15 protein-coding genes are annotated in these 17012 nt (G+C 63.2%); 5 read left to right on the plus strand and 10 right to left on the minus strand.

Features of this window, described 5'->3' with window-relative positions:
• Positions 1 to 13: 13 nt before the first annotated feature.
• Complete coding sequence (locus AC1D13_RS06490) at positions 14 to 1168, plus strand: aromatic ring-hydroxylating oxygenase subunit alpha (RefSeq protein WP_477665557.1); 1155 nt, start codon at positions 14 to 16, stop codon at positions 1166 to 1168.
• A 32-nt stretch (positions 1169 to 1200) separates the two neighbouring features.
• Entirely contained in the window at positions 1201 to 1860 is a 660-nt protein-coding gene (locus tag AC1D13_RS06495; RefSeq protein WP_457279927.1) for a DUF1345 domain-containing protein, read from the plus strand.
• Between the two features lie 50 nt (positions 1861 to 1910).
• Here the strand turns inward: AC1D13_RS06495 and AC1D13_RS06500 are convergent, their stop codons facing one another.
• The 4 genes from AC1D13_RS06500 to AC1D13_RS06515 form a co-directional block, all read right to left on the minus strand.
• Positions 1911 to 2081 carry a hypothetical protein gene (locus AC1D13_RS06500; RefSeq protein ID WP_477665558.1) on the minus strand — a complete coding sequence of 57 codons (171 nt, stop codon included), beginning with the start codon at positions 2079 to 2081 and terminating at the stop codon, positions 1911 to 1913.
• On the minus strand, positions 2078 to 3031 hold the full coding sequence (locus tag AC1D13_RS06505; RefSeq protein ID WP_457279929.1) for a DMT family transporter: 954 nt from the start codon (positions 3029 to 3031) through the stop codon (positions 2078 to 2080). Before AC1D13_RS06505 ends, AC1D13_RS06500 begins: the two co-directional genes overlap by 4 nt.
• A complete protein-coding gene (locus AC1D13_RS06510) occupies positions 3028 to 3549 on the minus strand; it encodes a methylated-DNA--[protein]-cysteine S-methyltransferase (RefSeq protein WP_457279930.1) in 522 nt (173 codons plus the stop codon). The genes AC1D13_RS06505 and AC1D13_RS06510 overlap by 4 nt, the downstream gene beginning before the upstream one ends.
• A gap of 215 nt (positions 3550 to 3764) precedes the next feature.
• Positions 3765 to 5273, minus strand: a complete 1509-nt coding sequence (locus tag AC1D13_RS06515) for a DNA-3-methyladenine glycosylase 2 family protein (RefSeq protein ID WP_477689218.1) — start codon at positions 5271 to 5273, stop codon at positions 3765 to 3767.
• A 243-nt stretch (positions 5274 to 5516) separates the two neighbouring features.
• On the opposite strand from AC1D13_RS06515, the gene AC1D13_RS06520 reads away from it, so the two are divergent.
• From AC1D13_RS06520 to AC1D13_RS06530, 3 genes are all read left to right on the plus strand, one after another.
• Positions 5517 to 6902, plus strand: a complete 1386-nt coding sequence (locus tag AC1D13_RS06520; protein WP_477665560.1) for a phosphomannomutase/phosphoglucomutase — start codon at positions 5517 to 5519, stop codon at positions 6900 to 6902.
• Positions 6903 to 7143: 241 nt separating this feature from the next.
• Positions 7144 to 8202, plus strand: coding sequence for a lipopolysaccharide heptosyltransferase I (waaC, locus tag AC1D13_RS06525; protein WP_477689219.1), 1059 nt, complete (start codon positions 7144 to 7146; stop codon positions 8200 to 8202).
• Positions 8199 to 9578, plus strand: a complete 1380-nt coding sequence (locus tag AC1D13_RS06530; RefSeq protein ID WP_477689220.1) for a 3-deoxy-D-manno-octulosonic acid transferase — start codon at positions 8199 to 8201, stop codon at positions 9576 to 9578. Before waaC ends, AC1D13_RS06530 begins: the two co-directional genes overlap by 4 nt.
• Here AC1D13_RS06530 and AC1D13_RS06535 read toward each other — a convergent pair.
• The 6 genes from AC1D13_RS06535 to AC1D13_RS06560 form a co-directional block, all read right to left on the minus strand.
• The gene (locus AC1D13_RS06535) at positions 9575 to 10018 is read right to left on the minus strand and encodes a hypothetical protein (protein WP_477689221.1); all 444 of its coding nucleotides are present in this window, start codon (positions 10016 to 10018) and stop codon (positions 9575 to 9577) included. The two genes, AC1D13_RS06530 and AC1D13_RS06535, sit on opposite strands and share 4 nt — an antisense overlap.
• 78 nt (positions 10019 to 10096) lie before the next feature.
• Positions 10097 to 11113 carry a cupin-like domain-containing protein gene (locus tag AC1D13_RS06540; protein WP_477689222.1) on the minus strand — a complete coding sequence of 339 codons (1017 nt, stop codon included), beginning with the start codon at positions 11111 to 11113 and terminating at the stop codon, positions 10097 to 10099.
• Between the two features lie 62 nt (positions 11114 to 11175).
• Positions 11176 to 12537, minus strand: coding sequence for a TolC family outer membrane protein (locus AC1D13_RS06545; protein WP_477689223.1), 1362 nt, complete (start codon positions 12535 to 12537; stop codon positions 11176 to 11178).
• Positions 12538 to 12603: 66 nt separating this feature from the next.
• Entirely contained in the window at positions 12604 to 12966 is a 363-nt protein-coding gene (locus AC1D13_RS06550; protein WP_457279938.1) for a rhodanese-like domain-containing protein, read from the minus strand.
• A 63-nt stretch (positions 12967 to 13029) separates the two neighbouring features.
• Positions 13030 to 13713 (minus strand): protein-L-isoaspartate O-methyltransferase family protein, encoded by a 684-nt coding sequence (locus AC1D13_RS06555; RefSeq protein WP_457279939.1) that lies wholly within the window; start codon positions 13711 to 13713, stop codon positions 13030 to 13032.
• Between the two features lie 62 nt (positions 13714 to 13775).
• Positions 13776 to 17006: an efflux RND transporter permease subunit gene (locus AC1D13_RS06560; RefSeq protein ID WP_477689224.1), complete on the minus strand. Its 3231-nt coding sequence runs from the start codon at positions 17004 to 17006 to the stop codon at positions 13776 to 13778.
• Positions 17007 to 17012 lie beyond the last annotated feature (6 nt).

The following is a 17012-nucleotide window of genomic DNA, read 5'->3' on the forward strand; positions in this document are numbered from 1 at the left end:
CCTGGAGAGTTCCATGAACGATATCGCACGCCTGGTGCATGTCATGCCGGCGGACCCGCAATTGCCCGTAGGCGCGTACTTTGACGAGGCCTTGTTCGCACGTGAGCAGGCATTGATCTTCAACCAGTCCGCCCGCTACCTCGGCCATGAAAAAGCCGTGCCGCAGGTCGGCGACTGGCACCGGCTCGCGCAGGAAGGCGGAGGCCGCGTGCTGGTGCGCAACCCGCAGGGCGTGGAGCTGTTGTCCAACGTCTGCCGGCACCGGCAGGCGCTGATCCTGGGCGGTGAAACCGGCAACGTCAGCGGACCGGCCAACCCCAAAGGCAACCTGTCGGCTGCCGGCGGGAACATCGTCTGCCCGCTGCATCGCTGGACTTACAACAGCAGCGGCGAGTTGCTGGGCGCGCCGCAGTTCGAGCAAAAACCCTGCAAGAACCTGCAGCGTTTTCCCTTGCGGAACTGTCACGGCCAGCTGTTCGAAGGCCCGCGCGACCCGGCTCAGGATATGGCGCCGCTGTTCGAGCGGCCCGAGTTCGATTTTTCGGATTACGTGCTCGACCACGTGGAAATTCACCAATGCAACTACAACTGGAAGACCTTTATCGAGGTCTATCTGGAGGACTACCACGTCGCGCCTTTCCATCCCGGCCTGGGCAGCTTCGTCAGTTGCGACGACCTGAGCTGGGACTTTGCCGACTGGTACAGCATGCAGCGTGTCGGTGTGCATGAGTCGCTTGGTGCGCCGGGCTCTGATATTTACAGTACCTGGCACGACCGTCTGCTGAATTACCGCACCGGCACCCCGCCCGACTTCGGCGCGGTTTGGGTGACTTACTTCCCCACTCACATGATCGAGCTGTACCCGCATGTGTTAGTCCTCTCCACGCTTTATCCCAAAGGGCCGCAGGACACGGTCAATGTGGTGGAGTTTTACTATCCCGAAGAGATCGCCGCCTTCGAACGGGAGTTCATCGAAGCGCACCGCGCCGCCTACATGGAAACCGCCCGGGAAGACGACGAGATCGGCGAGCGCATGGATGCGGGCCGGCGCGCGCTGCTGGCGCGCGGCGTCTCGGACACCGGGCCCTACCAGTCGCCGCTGGAAGACGGCATGCAGCATTTCCACGAGTGGTACCGGCGGACCATGGGTGCCTCATCTCCCCCTTGAAGCCGGGATGCCGCTAGCCTCACAATGCAGCCATGCGCAAACATTTCTCCGAAACCACGGGCCCGCAGCGGCTCACCCTGGGCCTGGTGGCCGGGCTGATTGTGGCGGCGCTGCCGCTGCCCCTGGGCTGGCAGTTTTGCGGCTTGCTGGGCTGGTGTGCCGGCGTCGGCGTTTATCTGTGGCTGGCCTGGTGGCTGTGCGTGCGCTTTGACGCCAAACGAACGCGCGAACGTGCACAGGCTCAGGACGAACCCAGCGTGGTGCTGTTTTTACTGATGCTGCTGGCCACCATGGCCTGCGTCGCTGCCATTACGTTGATGATGCAACAGGCAAAAAACCTGTCGGGTATGGAGCGCACGCTGCACATCGTGCTCTCCGTTGCGGCGCTGGCTGCCTCCTGGCTTTTCATGCAGACGATTTACGCGTTTCGCTATGCCCATCGCTATTACCACGAAGAAAAACTCGGAGAGCCCGATGGACCCGGTCTGTGTTTTCCCGGCGGGCTGGATCCGGACTATTTCGATTTTTTGTACTACGCCCACGTGGTCGGCATGACCTCACAGGTCTCCGACGTGCAGGTCACCTCGCGCGAGATGCGCCGGCTGACGCTGGTGCACAGCGTGCTGTCGTTCGGCTTCAACATGCTGATCCTGGCGCTCAGCATCAATGTGGTGGCGGGCGCGCTGCAATAAGCGGCCGCAACGCCTATTTACTCAGGCCCAGCGCACAGGTTCCTGGCTTCCTATATTCGAAGCAACTGCTTCTTCAGCGCCATCTTTTCCTTCTTGCGAAGGCTCGCTTCAGACTTGCGGTGTGAGCCGGCCTTACGCTGCGTCGCCGGGGCAACCAGCGGGTTGCGCGGCTTGGGCGTGGTCAGCTTGATCTTCAGCTTGGTCTTGCGGGCCGACGTCATGCCTTCTGCTGTTCAGGTTTGCGGCCCAGCTTGAGCAGCCCGGTTGACAGCGCGGTGCCAATCACAATCACCACGGCGCAGATCACCATCCAGGCCGTCACATGCTCACCGAGGAAGATCACGCCATAGATCACCGCAAACACCGGCACCAGGAAGGTGACCGACAGCGCGCGCGGCGGGCCGGCGTTTTCGATCAGGCGAAAAAACAGGATGTAGGCCAGCCCGGTGCAGACCACGCCTACGGCCAGCAGCGCCAGCCAGGCATGCGCGCCCGGCATCTGCGCCGGCCACAGCCAGGCGGCGGGCAGGGCCAGGCCGAGGGTTGCGCCAATCTGGCTGCCCGCCGCGGTGACCAGCGGCGGCATGCCTGACAGATAACGCTTGGTGTAGCTGGCGGATATGCCGTAGCAAATGCAGGCAAAGAGGCAGGCCAGCACGGCCCACCCTGGCGCTACGCCTGAAGCATCGGGCTTGAAGGTGGCTTTGTCCCAGGCCAGCATGGCTACGCCGGCAAAACCCACGAAGAGGCCCAGCACGCGTGAGGCATTGGGTTTGTCTTTCAGCCAGAGCCAGGCCACCAGGGCGCCGAACATCGGCACCGTGGCATTGAGGATGGCCGACAAGCCGGTGGTGATGGACAGCAGGGCAAACGAAAAGCACGCAAACGGGATGCCCGAATTCAGTATGCCGATGAAGAAAATCCGTTTCCAGTTTTTCTTCAGGTCAGGCAACAGGCCGCGCAACCACACGATGGGCAGCAGGAACAGCGCCGCAATGCCCACGCGCACTGCGGCGGTGGGCAGGGGACCGAACTCCACCGTGCTGATGCGCATGAAGAGAAAGGAAGAGCCCCAGATGGCCGCCAGCATCACAAAATCGGCAGCCCAGTTTTTGGGCTTGGTGAGGGCCGCACCCACCGGCGCGGCGATACCGGAGGGACTGGAACTCACAGCGTGCTCTCCTGAAGTGCGCCTTCGAGTTTAAGCAAGGCGGTTTTGCGGTGCAGGCCGCCTGCGTAGCCTGTGAGTGAGCCATCGGAGCCCAGCACCCGGTGGCAGGGCACGATCACGCTGACCGGGTTGCGCCCGACTGCTGCGCCCACGGCGCGCACGGCTTCCGGCTTGCCGATACGCTGGCTCACCTGGCCATAGCTGAGGGTGCCGCCCTGCGGGATGGCCAGCAGCGCTTGCCACACCGACTGCTGGAAGGCCGTTCCGTGCCCCAGGTCCAACGGCAGGTCAAATTCGGTGCGTGTGCCGGCATAGTATTCCGTGAGTTGCTTGATGGTCTGCTTGAGCACCGGGTGGTCCGGGTCTTCGCGCCACACATAAGGTTTCACGAGTTGCGGCGGCAGGTGACGCTGGCCGGCAAACCAGGTGCCGGCCAGGCCTTTGTCAGTCGCGGCAATGATCATTTCCCCCAAGGGGCTGTGGAAGGTCGTCTGGACGATGGAGTTGTCGAATTTCATCTTGTTCACCTTTGAATGGTTTCGAGTTTCTGCCTTATGAGGTCCTTTTTGGGCCTGAATAGGCGGCTTAAGCTGACTTGTCTCTTTTGCGGGCAAAGACTGGCTCGATCATTCACCGGCGATGTTCGCGCCAAGGCGCTGGACCGTCCAATGAAATCGAAGCGCCGCATTCATTCCCCGAACGCATGAATCGCCATGTCGTCGCTGTTGCGCCGTCAGCCGGGACGCTCCAGTGTGCCGCTCCAGGCGCGGATCACCGCGTAGCTGCGCCAGGGTTTCCATGCATCCGAGGCCAGCTCAGCCTCCCGTGCCGGGTTCTTTTTTTCCTGCACACCCAGTGCCTTGTGCAGCGCCACATCGCCTGAAGGAAACGCATCGGGCCAGCGCAATGCCCGCATGGCAATGTATTGCGCCGTCCAGTCACCGATGCCGGGCAACCCTTTCAGCGTAGTCACCGTCGTGTTGATGTCGGCGCCACTGTGCAATTGAAGGCGTTTTTCTGCCACTGCTTGCGCGATTCCCACGATGGCGGCCTGGCGCTGCCTGACGATGCCCAGTTGCCCGAGCGCGTCGCCGCTGACCGCGGCCAGCACGGCCGGTGCGGGGAAAAGGCGCGTTAGCTGCGGCCACGGTGTTTCCACCGGTTCGCCAAAACGGTCCACCATGCGCTGCGCCAGCGTGCGTGCGGCGGCCACGGTGATCTGCTGGCCCAGCACGGCGCGCACCGCCAGCTCGTAGCCATCCAGCGCGCCTGGCACTCGCAGGCCGTCGCCTTCGGGGAAACTATCGTGCAGTACGCTGTTGATGGTGGCCGGATCAGCGTCCAGGTCAAAAGTGGTGCGCACGCGGCGTATCACCAGCGGCAACACTTCGCGCAGCGAATCGCTGACGCGCAGCACCAGCTGCGAACGGCTTTCGTCAAAGCTTGCGAGCAGCCAGCCGGCATGCAGCTTGCCGCCCGACTCGATGCTGAAAGTCCGGCGCAGAGCGGGCTGCGCAGCGTCCGCGTCAATGAATTCAATGGCGCTGATGCAGCGCTTGCTGAAGAAGGCCAGCATGGCCTGCACGTCATAGGGCGGGCGGTAGCCCAGCCGCACGATGACGCCTTCACCCACCTCGCCGACCCGGGCCGGGCCCTGGCGTCGCAACTGCGTGGGGTTGAGTTTGTAGTGCTCCACAAAGGCAGCATTAAAGCGCCGCACGCTGGCAAAACCGCTGATCAGCGCAATCTGCGTGATGGGCAGATTGGTGTCGGCCAGCAATTGTTTGGCGGTGTGCAGCCGGTGCGTCTGCAGGTATTGCATGGGCGAGACCCCGAACTGTGCCTCGAAAATCCGCCGTACGTGGCGGTCGCTCACGCCCAACTTGGCAGCCAGCTTTTCTACAGAAGGTGCTTCCTCGGTCCACACCTCGGGCTCATCCAGCAGGCGCGCCGCCTGGTGCGCCAGGATGTAGGACGCATCCTGTATTGACCACACCACTGAATGCGGCGCCAGCTCGGGCCGGCAGCGCAGGCAGGGACGAAAGCCCGCGCTCTCGGCCTGGGCCGCGTGGTGAAAGAAGCGGCAGTTTTCGCGTTTGGGGGTTTTCACGCTGCAGACCGGACGGCAATAGATGCCGGTGGAGGTCACACCGGTGAAAAAACTGCCGTCAAACCGGGCGTCCCGCGCCTTGAGGGCGAGGTAGCAGTCGTTGTCGGCAAGAGGGGTGGTTTCGCGGTTCATGAGGGAAATGATACGCCGCAGCAGGCTGTTGACTAGCCGTTTTCGGACATGTCCCTTTGGCCGAAAAAGCCTTCAAAATTCTTGTCCAGGCTAGCCGTTTTTCGCCTCGTTGGAGACCGGTTAGATACCACTTTGCCGAAGCTTTCCATAGTCTGAACGGGCCCCCTGGAAACGGTGGCGGCCTACAGTTCGCGAAAGGACCGCCCCCTACAATCAAACCCATCAAATTGAAGGATCTCGCCGATGCAAATCAACCCGTCCATCTTCAAGGCCTACGACATCCGCGGTGTCGTGCCCTCCACCATCCATGAGGAAATGGCCGAGGCGCTGGGCAAGGCTTTTGGCATGGCGGCGCTGGCCGAAGGTGAGAAATCCGTGGCGGTAGGCCGTGACGGGCGCCTCAGCGGGCCATCGCTCAGTGCGGCGCTGATGCGCGGCCTGGCCGCGGTGGGGCTGGAAGTGATCGACGTCGGCATGGTGACCACCCCCATGCTGTACTTTGCGGCCAGCACCCTCACGGCTTCCGGTATCCAGGTCACAGGCAGCCACAACCCCAAGGACTACAACGGCTTCAAGATGGTGCTGGCAGGCCGCGCCATTTATGGCGAAGAAATCCAGGCGCTGCGCCGCGCGATGGAAGGCGAGACATGGGTGTTGCCGTCCCAGGCCGGTGCCATTCGCCAGGTCGATGTCGAAACGGCCTACCGCGACCGCATCGTGTCCGGCATCAAGCTCGAGCGTCCGCTCAAAATCGTTATCGACTCTGGCAACGGCATAGCCGGCGCTTCGGCGCCTGCGATCTTTCGTGCGCTCGGCTGCGAGGTGACCGAACTCTTCAGCGAGGTGGACGGCAATTTCCCCAACCACCACCCCGACCCCAGCAAGCCCGAAAACCTGCAGGATTTGATCAAGGCCCTGCAAAGCGGCAAGGCCGAACTGGGCCTGGCCTTTGACGGTGACGGCGACCGCCTCGGCATCGTGACCAAAGACGGCCAGAACATTTACCCCGACCGGCAGATGATGCTGTTTGCCCGCGACGTGCTCTCGCGCGTGCCGGGCGGCACCATCTTGTTCGACGTGAAATGCTCGCAGCGCCTGGCGCCCGAGATCGAGGCAGCCGGCGGTGTGCCGCTGATGTACAAGACCGGCCATTCGCTGATCAAGGCGAAGATGAAAGAAGTCGATTCGCCGCTGGGCGGCGAAATGAGCGGCCATATCTTCTTCAAGGAACGCTGGTACGGCTTTGACGACGGCACTTACGCCGGCGCGCGCCTGCTGGAAATTTTGAGCCGCGTGCCCGACGCCGGCATCGTGCTCAATGCCCTGCCTACCAGCTTCAGCACGCCCGAACTTAACGTGGCCTGCAAGGAAGGCGAGCCGCACACGGTGGTGGAGGCCTTGATCAAATCCGCGAAATTCGCGGCGCCTGCCAGGATCTCGACGATTGATGGCGTACGCGTTGACTGGCCCGACGGCTTTGGATTGATCCGTGCGTCCAACACCACGCCGGTGCTGGTGCTGCGCTTTGAGGGCCATACCCAGCAGGCACTGGAGCGCATCGAGGCCGACATGCTGACCTTGTTACGGAGCGTGAAGCCCGGCGCCAGCTTCGCTGCCGCCGCTCACTAGGCCCACCCCCGTCCAAGCTCACTACGTGTAGCTTGTTCCCCCCTCAAGGGGGCGGCGCCTGGGGCCGGCAAAGCCGGACCCTCGGCCCCCACTGGTGAAATACCCCCCGTTAGTTACGCCCATCGGACTCTTCAAGCCAGCGGGTGCCGCGGAACCGGCTTTGCCGGGCCGCAGGCGGGCGGCCCCCTCGGGGGGCGGCGACCCACACGAAGTGGGGGAGCGTGGGGGTCTAAAATGCTTCATGAAAATTTTGCTGGTCAAGCTGTCCTCCCTCGGCGATGTGGTGCACACCCTGCCGGTGGTGCGGGACATCCATGCCGCGCTCCCGGACGCGCAGATTGACTGGGTAGTGGAAAAGGCCTTTGCCCCCTTGCTGGCGCGCCACAAAGGTCTGCACCGGGTGATTCCCTGTGAGATCCGGCGCTGGCGCAAATCATTCTGGACGCTGGCCACGCGAAACGAATGGCGTGCCTTCCAGCGCGACCTTCAACGTGAAGCCTATGACGCCGTCATCGACCTGCAGGGCTTGACCAAGTCGGCGCTGGTGGCGCGGCTTGCCACGGTGGCGCCCGGCGGCAAGCGCTATGCCCTGGCCAACCAGACCGAGGGCTCGGGCTATGAAGCGCCTACCCGCTGGGTGGCCGACGTGGCCATCACCCTCCCACCGCATATTCACGCGGTGCAGCGCTCGCGCGAGCTGGCGGCGCGCGCGCTGGGCTACACCCTGAAAGGCGCGCCAGATTTTGGATTAAAAAGGCTTGAAACCTATGAGGGACGGGCGCAAGCAGCTCCTGAAAAGATAGCGCCTGAAGCGTCGAAAGGCCGGGTGGTACTGGTCCACGGCACCTCGCGCCCCGACAAGGAGTGGCCGCTGGATCACTGGATCACGCTGGGGCGTCGCCTCCATGCGGCCGGCTACCCGGTGGCACTGGCGCACGGCAATGCACACGAGCTGGCCACCAGCCAGGCCATCGCGCAGGCGCTGACCAAAACCGCCGCGGACATCGCCCTGGTGCTGCCTCTGCTGCCGCTCGACGCGCTCACTGAAGCGCTGGCGCAGTGCGCCGGTGTCATTGGTGTCGACAGCGGTGTCAGCCACATTGCCGTGGCGCTGGATTTGCCGCATGTGCAGATCTACAACTTCGACACGGCGTGGCGAACCGGCCCCGCTGCCCTCGGCCACGGTGGGCGGCAGGTCAGCGTGTATGCGCGGCCGGCGCCCACAGTGGAGACCGTCTGGCAGGCCTGGTTGGCATGCTGGGCGGTGAGCAGCCCCACCCGTGCCGGCGGGGCGAAATGAGCGCGCTGGCCCTGAAGCTGTATTCGCTTCTGATGTGGCTGGGCCAGCCGCTGCTGCGCCGCAAACTGGCGCGCCGCGGCAGGCAGGAACCCGGCTACCTTCAGGCGGTGCAGGAACGGTTTGGGCACTACGCCCAGCCGGTGGAAACCGCCTCTGAGCTGGTCTGGCTGCATGCCGTTTCCCTCGGCGAAACCCGCACGGCAGCCGTGCTGCTCAAGGCGCTGCGCGCGCAACACCCCGGCTTGCGTATTTTGCTGACGCACGGTACGGCCACAGGGCGCGCCGAGGGCGTGGCCCTGCTGCAGCCCGGCGACGTGCAGGTGTGGCAGCCCTGGGACAGCCCAGGCGCAGTGGCGCGGTTTTTTGATCACTTCAAACCACGCCTGGGCCTGCTGATGGAAACCGAGATCTGGCCCAACATGGTGGCCGCAGCCCAGACGCGTGTCATGCCGCTGGTGCTGGTCAACGGCAGGCTGTCTGAAAAGTCCCTGCAGCAGGCGCTGAAAATGTCGCCGCTGTCGTTTCCGGCTTACGCGGCGTTGTCTGCGGTGTATGCCCAGACCGATGACGACGCCCGGCGCTTTCGCCAGGCGGGTGCTGCGGTGAGCGGCGTGTTTGGCAACCTGAAGTTTGATGCCTCGCCTGACGACACCCAGCTGGAAAAAGGCAAGGTTTGGCGTCAGGCGCTCGGGCTGCCGGTGCTCATGTTTGCCAGCTCGCGTGAAGGCGAAGAGCAGGAGTTTTTAAAGCAATTAAGTGCTACAGCCCAATCTGAACAAGCGCAGACAGCTATCAATTCTGTAGCGAATGAATCGCGGGAAGAAGCGCACAAGGAGGGGCCGGGAAGCCAGTTCAGGGTGTTGCTGGTGCCGCGCCACCCGCAACGGGTCAACGAGGTGGAGGCGCTGGTGCAGCAGCACGGCCTGCGTGTCTCGCGCCGCTCGCACTGGCCCGAGGCGGCAAGCGGCCCGGCCGTGAACGACGATGCCTTGCAGGCGGATGTATGGCTGGGCGACTCACTGGGTGAAATGGCGCTGTATTACGCGATGAGCGATGTCGCCCTTCTGGGCGGCAGCTTCGCGCCGCTGGGCGGGCAAAACCTGATCGAGGCGGCTGCTTGTGGCTGTCCGGTCGTGATGGGCCCCCACACCTTCAACTTCACCGAAGCCGCCGAGCTGGCCATCGAGGCGGGGGCGGCCCGGCGCGTGGTCGATATGGAGCAGGGCGTGCGTGCCGCCCGAAAGCTGATGGACAAACCCGAAGCACGCGCTGCCGCGGTGGCCGCCGGGCTGGCTTTCGCCGACAGCAACCGCGGTGCGACGGTGAAGACGGTGGATGCGCTCCAGACCTATTTAAGTGGCTTTAACGGCACCTAGGCCGCCTGGTCGTCAATGAGCTCCAACAGCTCAATTGCACTTTTGGCGCGCGCACCCGTACCGTTAGCGAGTGGTGCAATGCGCTGGCGCATGGAGTAGATGAATGCATTGAGTGTTTCTTTGACCGAGGCTCCAAGATATGTGTCGTAACCTTTTTCAGGGACGAATGAGCCACCAAGATCTATTAATGACTCCATAGCTGCTCGCTGCGCCCACTCTTTTCCCTTCATGAGAATCTGTTCAATCTCCGGAAGGACACCCAAGACGACAGGATAGTACGTGCCCCTGTGGTTGTTTCCAGTTGCCCAGAGAAGCGCATCGTAGGCTTCATTTGCGGTCGATTCATCGTATGCATTCCAGAGCGCGTCGAGCGCAGCTTCCACGCTACCGGCAGCGTTAGAGTCCGGCTGGGGAAAGTGATCGAGATCGAGCGGCTTCATGGCTGTTTTGGTGGTCCAGCGATTGACATCAACGACCGGTGCAAGTGACGTTTTGCTGAAAGGCGTTCGTTCGATGGCCTAGCGCTTGCCCAGCACCTGATGACAAGTGCAATTTCCCCACGCATAAAGGCGCAGGTGATGCGCCCAGTCGCGCAGCGTGGCCCAGGCGCCGCCGGTCGCCACTTCATACGGCGTCAGGCCAAACATGCCCAGGCTGATGGAGGGCTCCACTGACACCACCGAGTGCCAGGTTCGCCTGGGGATGAACAGGGCATCGCCGGCTTCAACGCGGGCATGGTAGCCGTGGGCTTTTTCGAAGGAGGCGAGTTCGCGGACTTGCTCGGGCAGGCGCGAGACGTTGATGTCGCTCAGCGTGGCACCCCAGTCGTATTTGGCGGCCGGGCACATGTGCTGGCGCTGGTCGGGTGAAAAAAGGATGAACTCCTTGACGCCCTGGAGTTGCACAAACCAGTTGTGCGGGAAATCGTTGTGCAGGCCGGTCACGGTATTGGCCGGGCCCATGAACACATATTCCCAGGTCATGCGGCCGGGCCACAGACTCTTGATGAGCAGGTCGCGCCGCAGCTCGGGGTATTTTTCGAGGATGTCCCACTGCGCCAGGTACAAGGTCGTCGGCTTGAACGACTGCATGTGGGCCCAGTTCAGGTGAAAGCGCTCGCCGGGTTTGTAGCCGTCCCGCACCGGCTTGGGCAGCAGTCCGGCCATGGGGTCCGGCGTGCGTTGCGCCGCCTTGCCGAGTTCCCGCAGATAGGGTGCGACCGGAAGGAAGGGGCGGCCCTTGGTCACGCCCTGTTCGACCAGGCCATCGGTGAACTTGACCGGCACCTCGGCGCCCTTGCCGGCACAGACGTCGGCGAGGAATTCAAACGACCATTTTTTCCAGGCCGGCCAGTGATGGATTCCGCCCTTGACCAGCACGGGTTTGTCAAACGGTGGCCGGCGGCCCGCGCGCTTGAGTTCTTCCCAGGTGGCTTCCTCGATCAGCTCGAAGCTGGGGCCTTTGGGGATGTGTACCGGCGCATCGGTCACGCGTTCAGCCTCTATCGGCAAGGGCAGGGGATTGTGTGCGGGCATCAACATGGAAATTCTGGCCCCGGGCCGGGCCTTTGTTGGAGTGTTGTGAAGCGTACCGCGATTTACCTGGCCAGCAGTGCGTTGATTTTTTGCAGGTCTTCCGGTGTCAGCGTGCCATTGGCCTGCCGCAGTTTCAGGTCGCCCAGCAGCACGTCATAACGCGCCTTGGCCAGGTCGCGTTTGGTCTGGAACAGCTGGCTCTGCGAGTTGAGCACGTCGATGTTGATGCGAACGCCGACCTGGTAACCCAGCTTGTTGGCATCCAGTGCGCTCTGGCTTGACAGCTCGGCGGCTTCCAGCGCTTTCACCTGGCCCTGGCCCGACTGCACGCCGAAAAACGCGGTGCGCGTGGCCTGGGCCACGGTGCGGCGCGCGCCTTCAAGGTCGCTTTGTGCCTTGTCTTTCAGCGAAAGGGTTTCGCGTACGCGGTTTTGCGTGGCAAAGCCGGCGAACAACGGCACGTTCAGCACCACACCGATGGTGGTTGTGTTGGTGCGAAAGGCAAACGGAGGGATGGTGGTGGCCGTGCCCGACGGGTTGCGCGTCACGTTGTAGCTGGCCGTCGCGTCCAGCGTCGGCTTGTGGCCGGCTTCGGCTTTTTTGACTTCCAGGTCGGCGATCTCCAGCCCGCTTTGCGCCAGGCGGATATTCGGGTGCACCGCTTCGGATTGCTGCACCCAGATGTTCACATCGGCGGGTTCCACGACCGGCAAATTGACGGGCGCGAGCAAGGGCTTGGGTTGCGTTTCGGTTTTCCCGACCAGCGTGTCCAGCGCGATTTTCTTGACGCGCAAATCGTTTTCGGCGGCGATCTCCTGGGCGATCACCAGGTCGTAGCGTGCCTGCGCTTCGCGGGTGTCGGTGATGGTGGAGGTACCCACTTCAAAGTTGCGCTTGGCCGATGCAAGCTGCTCGGCCACCGCGGCTTTTTGCGCCCGGACAAACGTCAGCGTGTCCTGCGCGGCCAGCACGTCGAAGTACGCCTGGCTGGTGCGCACGATCAGGTCCTGGTTGGCGGTTTCGAGTTGTGCCTGGGACTGCTCGACCTGCCTGGAGGCCTGCTGGTAGGTGGCCCAGTTGGCGGGGCGGTACAGCGGCTGCGAAAGGTTGAGCGTGGCGTTTTGCGTGTTGAAGCTGCGCTCGATCACCGGTGCGGTGTTTTCAAAACTGGTGCGCGACACGCCCGCCGAAACGCCTGCTGTCGGCAAGATGCCGGCCTTGGCCTGGGCGGCCCTGGCGAGGTTGGCGTCGTACTGGAGCTTGGCGGACTGGTAGGCAGCGTCGAAGGCGCGGGCCGACTCATACAGCTCCACCAGGCTCTGGGCCTGCGCGGCCGGGGCTGCCATCATCAGCGCCGCAGTGACGGCGATCGACAGGGGCAACATCGACAGGCGTAGCGCCGGCGGTTTCTTGGGCGTGGTCATAAAGGTCCTGAGGAATGAGTGAATCGGCGATGTGGAGGTGAATACGGTGTGCAGCGGCGGCAAAGGTCAGTACACAGGGACCGACGGGTCCACCTGCTGCGACCAGGCGTCAATGCCGCCCTGCAGATTGACGACCTCGGTGAAGCCGCTTTGCGTCAAAAAGTTGGCCACCTGCAGGCTGCGCATGCCGTGGTGGCAGAGGCAGGCGATCGGCTGGCCGGTGCCGGCTCCGATTTCCTGCAGCTCAGCCAGGCGCGTGGGTATTTCCCGCATCGGGATGTGCACCAGCCTGAAGCCGTCCTCCCTGACCGAGGCCGTCTGCAGTTCCCAGGGCTCGCGCACGTCCAGCACCACAGGCAGGGCGGGCGCGCCTTCCCCGGCGTTGTTGCGCCACTCGGCGAAGTTGGCGGGGCTCAGTTGGGGAATCATGGTCGGCTGTCCTGCGTTGGAATGCGTGCTTGGCGTTGGTGAAGTCGTGTACGGCGCCCAGGCTCAGAAGCTGAATTTCGAAGGTTCAGGGAAATTCAGCAGGCGCGGCGCCACGGTGTCCCAGGCCTGGGTGGTGCGCCAGGCGTCTTCGGCCACGCGTGTGACCAGGGTGGCGCGCATCATCGGCTCAAAGCCCACGATGGCGCTCAGGCGGCCGCCCACCTTGAGCAGGGACAGCAGCGAAGCCGGTACTTCGGCGACCGAGCCGCTGAGCACGATCACGTCAAACGGTCCACGAAGCGGGTCGTTGCTGGAAACGGCCTGGGCGATTTTTGCGGCGCCGTCGCCGGTGCGCACTTCGGCGTTGTAAAGGCCCGCCCTTTGCAGGTTGTCGCGTGCGGTCTGCGCCAGCTTGGGGTCGATCTCCAGCGTGATCACCTGCTGCGCGCGGTGGGCCAGCAGTGCGGCCATGTAGCCGGAGCCGGCGCCGATTTCCAGAACCTTTTCATGTTTTTGCACGGCCAGTTCCTGCAGGATGCGGGCTTCCACCTTGGGCGCCAGCATGCACTGGCCGAGCCCGCTGCCCAGCGGGATTTCCATGTCGACAAAGGCCAGTGCCTTTTGGGCGGCCGGCACAAAGTCTTCGCGCTTGACCACGGCCAGCAGGGAAAGGACCTGGTTGTCCAGCACTTCCCAGGGGCGGATTTGCTGCTCAATCATGTTGAATCGGGCTTGTTCGTAGTTCATGGCGGACCTGTAAGTTGGCGAAATGGGGGAGGGTGAGCTGTACACGAGATAAACCTTTGATTTTAACGGTCGCCCATGACGGCGGCCGGCGTTGCAGCAGGCATGTCCGCGGGGTCTTGCGGCGGTGTTTTGGGGCCGAATTTGCGCTTGAACCACTGGCCCAGGTCGTCCAGGTAGCAATACGTCACCGGCACCACCACCAGGGTCAGCAGCGAAGAGGTGATGACACCGCCGATCACGGCCTGGCCCATGGGCGCACGCTGCTCCGAGCCCTCGGTCAGGGCAAAAGCCAGCGGCACCATGCCGAAAATCATCGCCAGCGTGGTCATCAGGATGGGGCGCAGCCGCACCTTGGCGGCGTGCAGCAGCGCATCGCTGCGGTTCATGCCCGGAACGCGGTGGCCATCCACGTCGACCTGGTCGGCACGCATGCGAATGGCAAAGTCCACCAGCAAAATGGCGTTCTTGGTGACCAGGCCCATCAGCATCACCACACCGATGATGGAAAACATCGAGAGCGTGGAGCGGAACAGCAGCAGGGCCAGCACCACACCGATCAAGGTCAGCGGCAGCGAGGTCATCAGCGCCATCGGCTGCAAAAAACTCTTGAACTGGCTGGCCAGGATCATGTAGATGAACAAAATGGCCATCACCAGTGCCGACACCGCGTAGCCAAAGGATTCGGCCATGTTCTTGGTGGAGCCGCTGAACTGGTAGCGATAGCCGGGCGGAAAGCTGAAGTTTTCCAGCGCGGCCTTGATGTCGTTCGACACCTCGCCGGCCGAGCGGTTGTAGACGTTGGCGTTGATCGCGACTTCACGCGCCATGTCGCGCCGGTTGATCTGGTTGGGCCCGGTGGATTCCTTCACGGTGGCCACCTGGTTGAGCCGTACCATGTGCGCGGCGCCGTCGGCGCTGCTGCCGGGCGTGCTCATGAAAGGCAGGCGCTCCAGGTCTTGCGGCGCGTTGCGTGCATCGGGCGCCAGGCGCACGTTCACGTCGTAGGTCTGGTCGTCGGGCGCGCGCCAGTTGCCTACCGTCTGCCCGGCCACCAGGGTGCGCAATGAGGCAGCGATCTGCGACACCGACAGGCCCAGGTCGGAGGCTGCGTCGCGCCGCACATCAATTTCAATCACCGGCTTGTCGGCCTTGACGCTGGAGTCCAGGTCCACCAGGCCGGGGATGCCGCGGATCTTGTCGTTGATGGCGCGCGTGAGGCGTTCCAGCTCTTTCAAATCCGTCCCCTGCAGCGAGAACTCCACCTGCTTGTTGCCGCCCACCGCGTCGAGCAGCCCGACGTGCGTCACGGTGATGCCTGGCACCTGCTTGAGGCGTTCGCGCAACACGCCCGACATTTCGTCGACGCTGCGGGTGCGTGCCTTGCGGTCCACCAGGCGCACGTAAATGCTGGCGTACATCTTGCCCTGGGCGTTGCCGGTGTTCAGGGTGGCCAGCGTGTACTTCACTTCGGGGAATTCGCGGATGATGGCTTCCACCTGTCGCGCCTTGGCTTCGGTGGTTTCCAGCGACGAACCCACCGGCGTGTAGAAATTGAGTGAGGTTTCCGAGAAGTCGGCCTTGGGTACGAACTCGGTGCCGAGCAGCGGCACCATGAAAATGCTGGTGATAAAAATCACCACAGCCAGGGCCAGGGTGGCCAGCTTGTGGCCCAGCGACCAGCGCAGGATTCCCTGGTAGCTGTTGCTCAGCGAGTCGGTGGCGTGGTCGAACCAGCCGGTGACGCGGCCTATGGTCTTGTCGTAGAAAGTGACGGGCGCATGGCGTTTGCCGTGCGCTTCGATGGAAGGGTCGTGCCAGATGCTGGAGAGCATCGGGTCCAGCGTGAAACTCACGAACATCGAGATCAGTACCGCCGCCACGATGGTCACGCCGAACTCGTGGAAGAACTTGCCGATGATGCCGCCCATGAAGCCAATCGGCAGGAACACGGCGACGATGGAGAACGTGGTAGCCAGCACCGCCAGGCCGATTTCCTGTGTGCCGTCCAGCGAGGCCTGGTAGGGTGCCTTGCCCATCTGCACATGGCGCACGATGTTCTCGCGCACCACAATCGCGTCGTCGATCAGCAGGCCCACACACAGCGACAACGCCATCAGCGTGATCATGTTGATGGTGAAGCCGAACAGGTTCATGAACAAAAAGGTGCCGATGATGGAGATCGGCAGCGTGAGCCCGGTGATCACCGTGGAGCGCCACGAGTTCAGGAAGAGGAAAACAATCAGCACCGTCAGCAGCGCGCCTTCAATCAGCGTGCGGCGCACGTTTTCCACCGCCACGCGAATCGGCCGCGAGCCGTCGGTGATCAGCTCCAGCCGGGCGCCGGGCGGCAGTTGCGGCTGGATGTCCTTGATGGCCTGATTCAGGCCATCCACCACGGCAATGGTGTTTTCGTCCTGCGCTTTTTGCACCGACAGCAGCAGCGTGCGCTGGCCGTTGTACAGCGCCAGGCTGTCGATCTCCTGCGCGCCGTCGGCAATGCGCGCCACCTGGTCCACCGTGACCGGCGCGGCGCCCTTGCGCGCCACGATGATCTTGCCGAAGTCTTCGGGGCGCTTCATGCGTGCATCGATCTTGACGACCCGCTCCTGCTGCAGCGAGCGGATGGCGCCCACCGGCAAATCCTGGTTTTCGTTGCGCACGGCATTGACCACCTGGTCGGCCGTGATGCCCAGCGACTCCATGGCCTGCGGATTCAGGTAGACGTTGATTTCGCGCTTGGTGCCGCCCACCAACGTAACGGAGCCTGCACCGCGTACGTTCTCCAGGCGCTTTTTCAAGACCTGGTCGGCCCAGTTGGTCAGCTCCACGGCCGACATGGCATTGCCGCTTTGGGCATTGGGCAACACCGCAACGGACCAGATCGCCCGGCTTGCCGGGTCGAAGCGCAGCACGCGCGGCTCTTTCACTTCGTCCCGAAAGTTGGGGCGTATGGCGGCGATTTTTTCGCGCACATCTTCGGCGGCGCGGCGCCCGTCGACGTAGAGCTGGAACTCCATGATGACGACCGACTGGCCTTCGTAGCTGCGCGAGGTCAGCGCGTTGATGCCGGCGATCGAGTTGACGCCTTCTTCAATTTTTTTGGTGACTTCGCTTTCAACGATCTCGGGCGAAGCGCCCGGGTATTCGGCGGTGATGACGACCACCGGAAAGTCGATGTTGGGGAACTGGTCGACCCGCATGCGCTGGTACGAAAACAGCCCAAGCACCACGATGGCCAGCATGACCATGGTGGCGAACACCGGGTTCTTGAGGCTGACCTGCGTGAACCACATGCGCGC

Source organism: Polaromonas sp. P1_E12, from assembly GCF_056405975.1.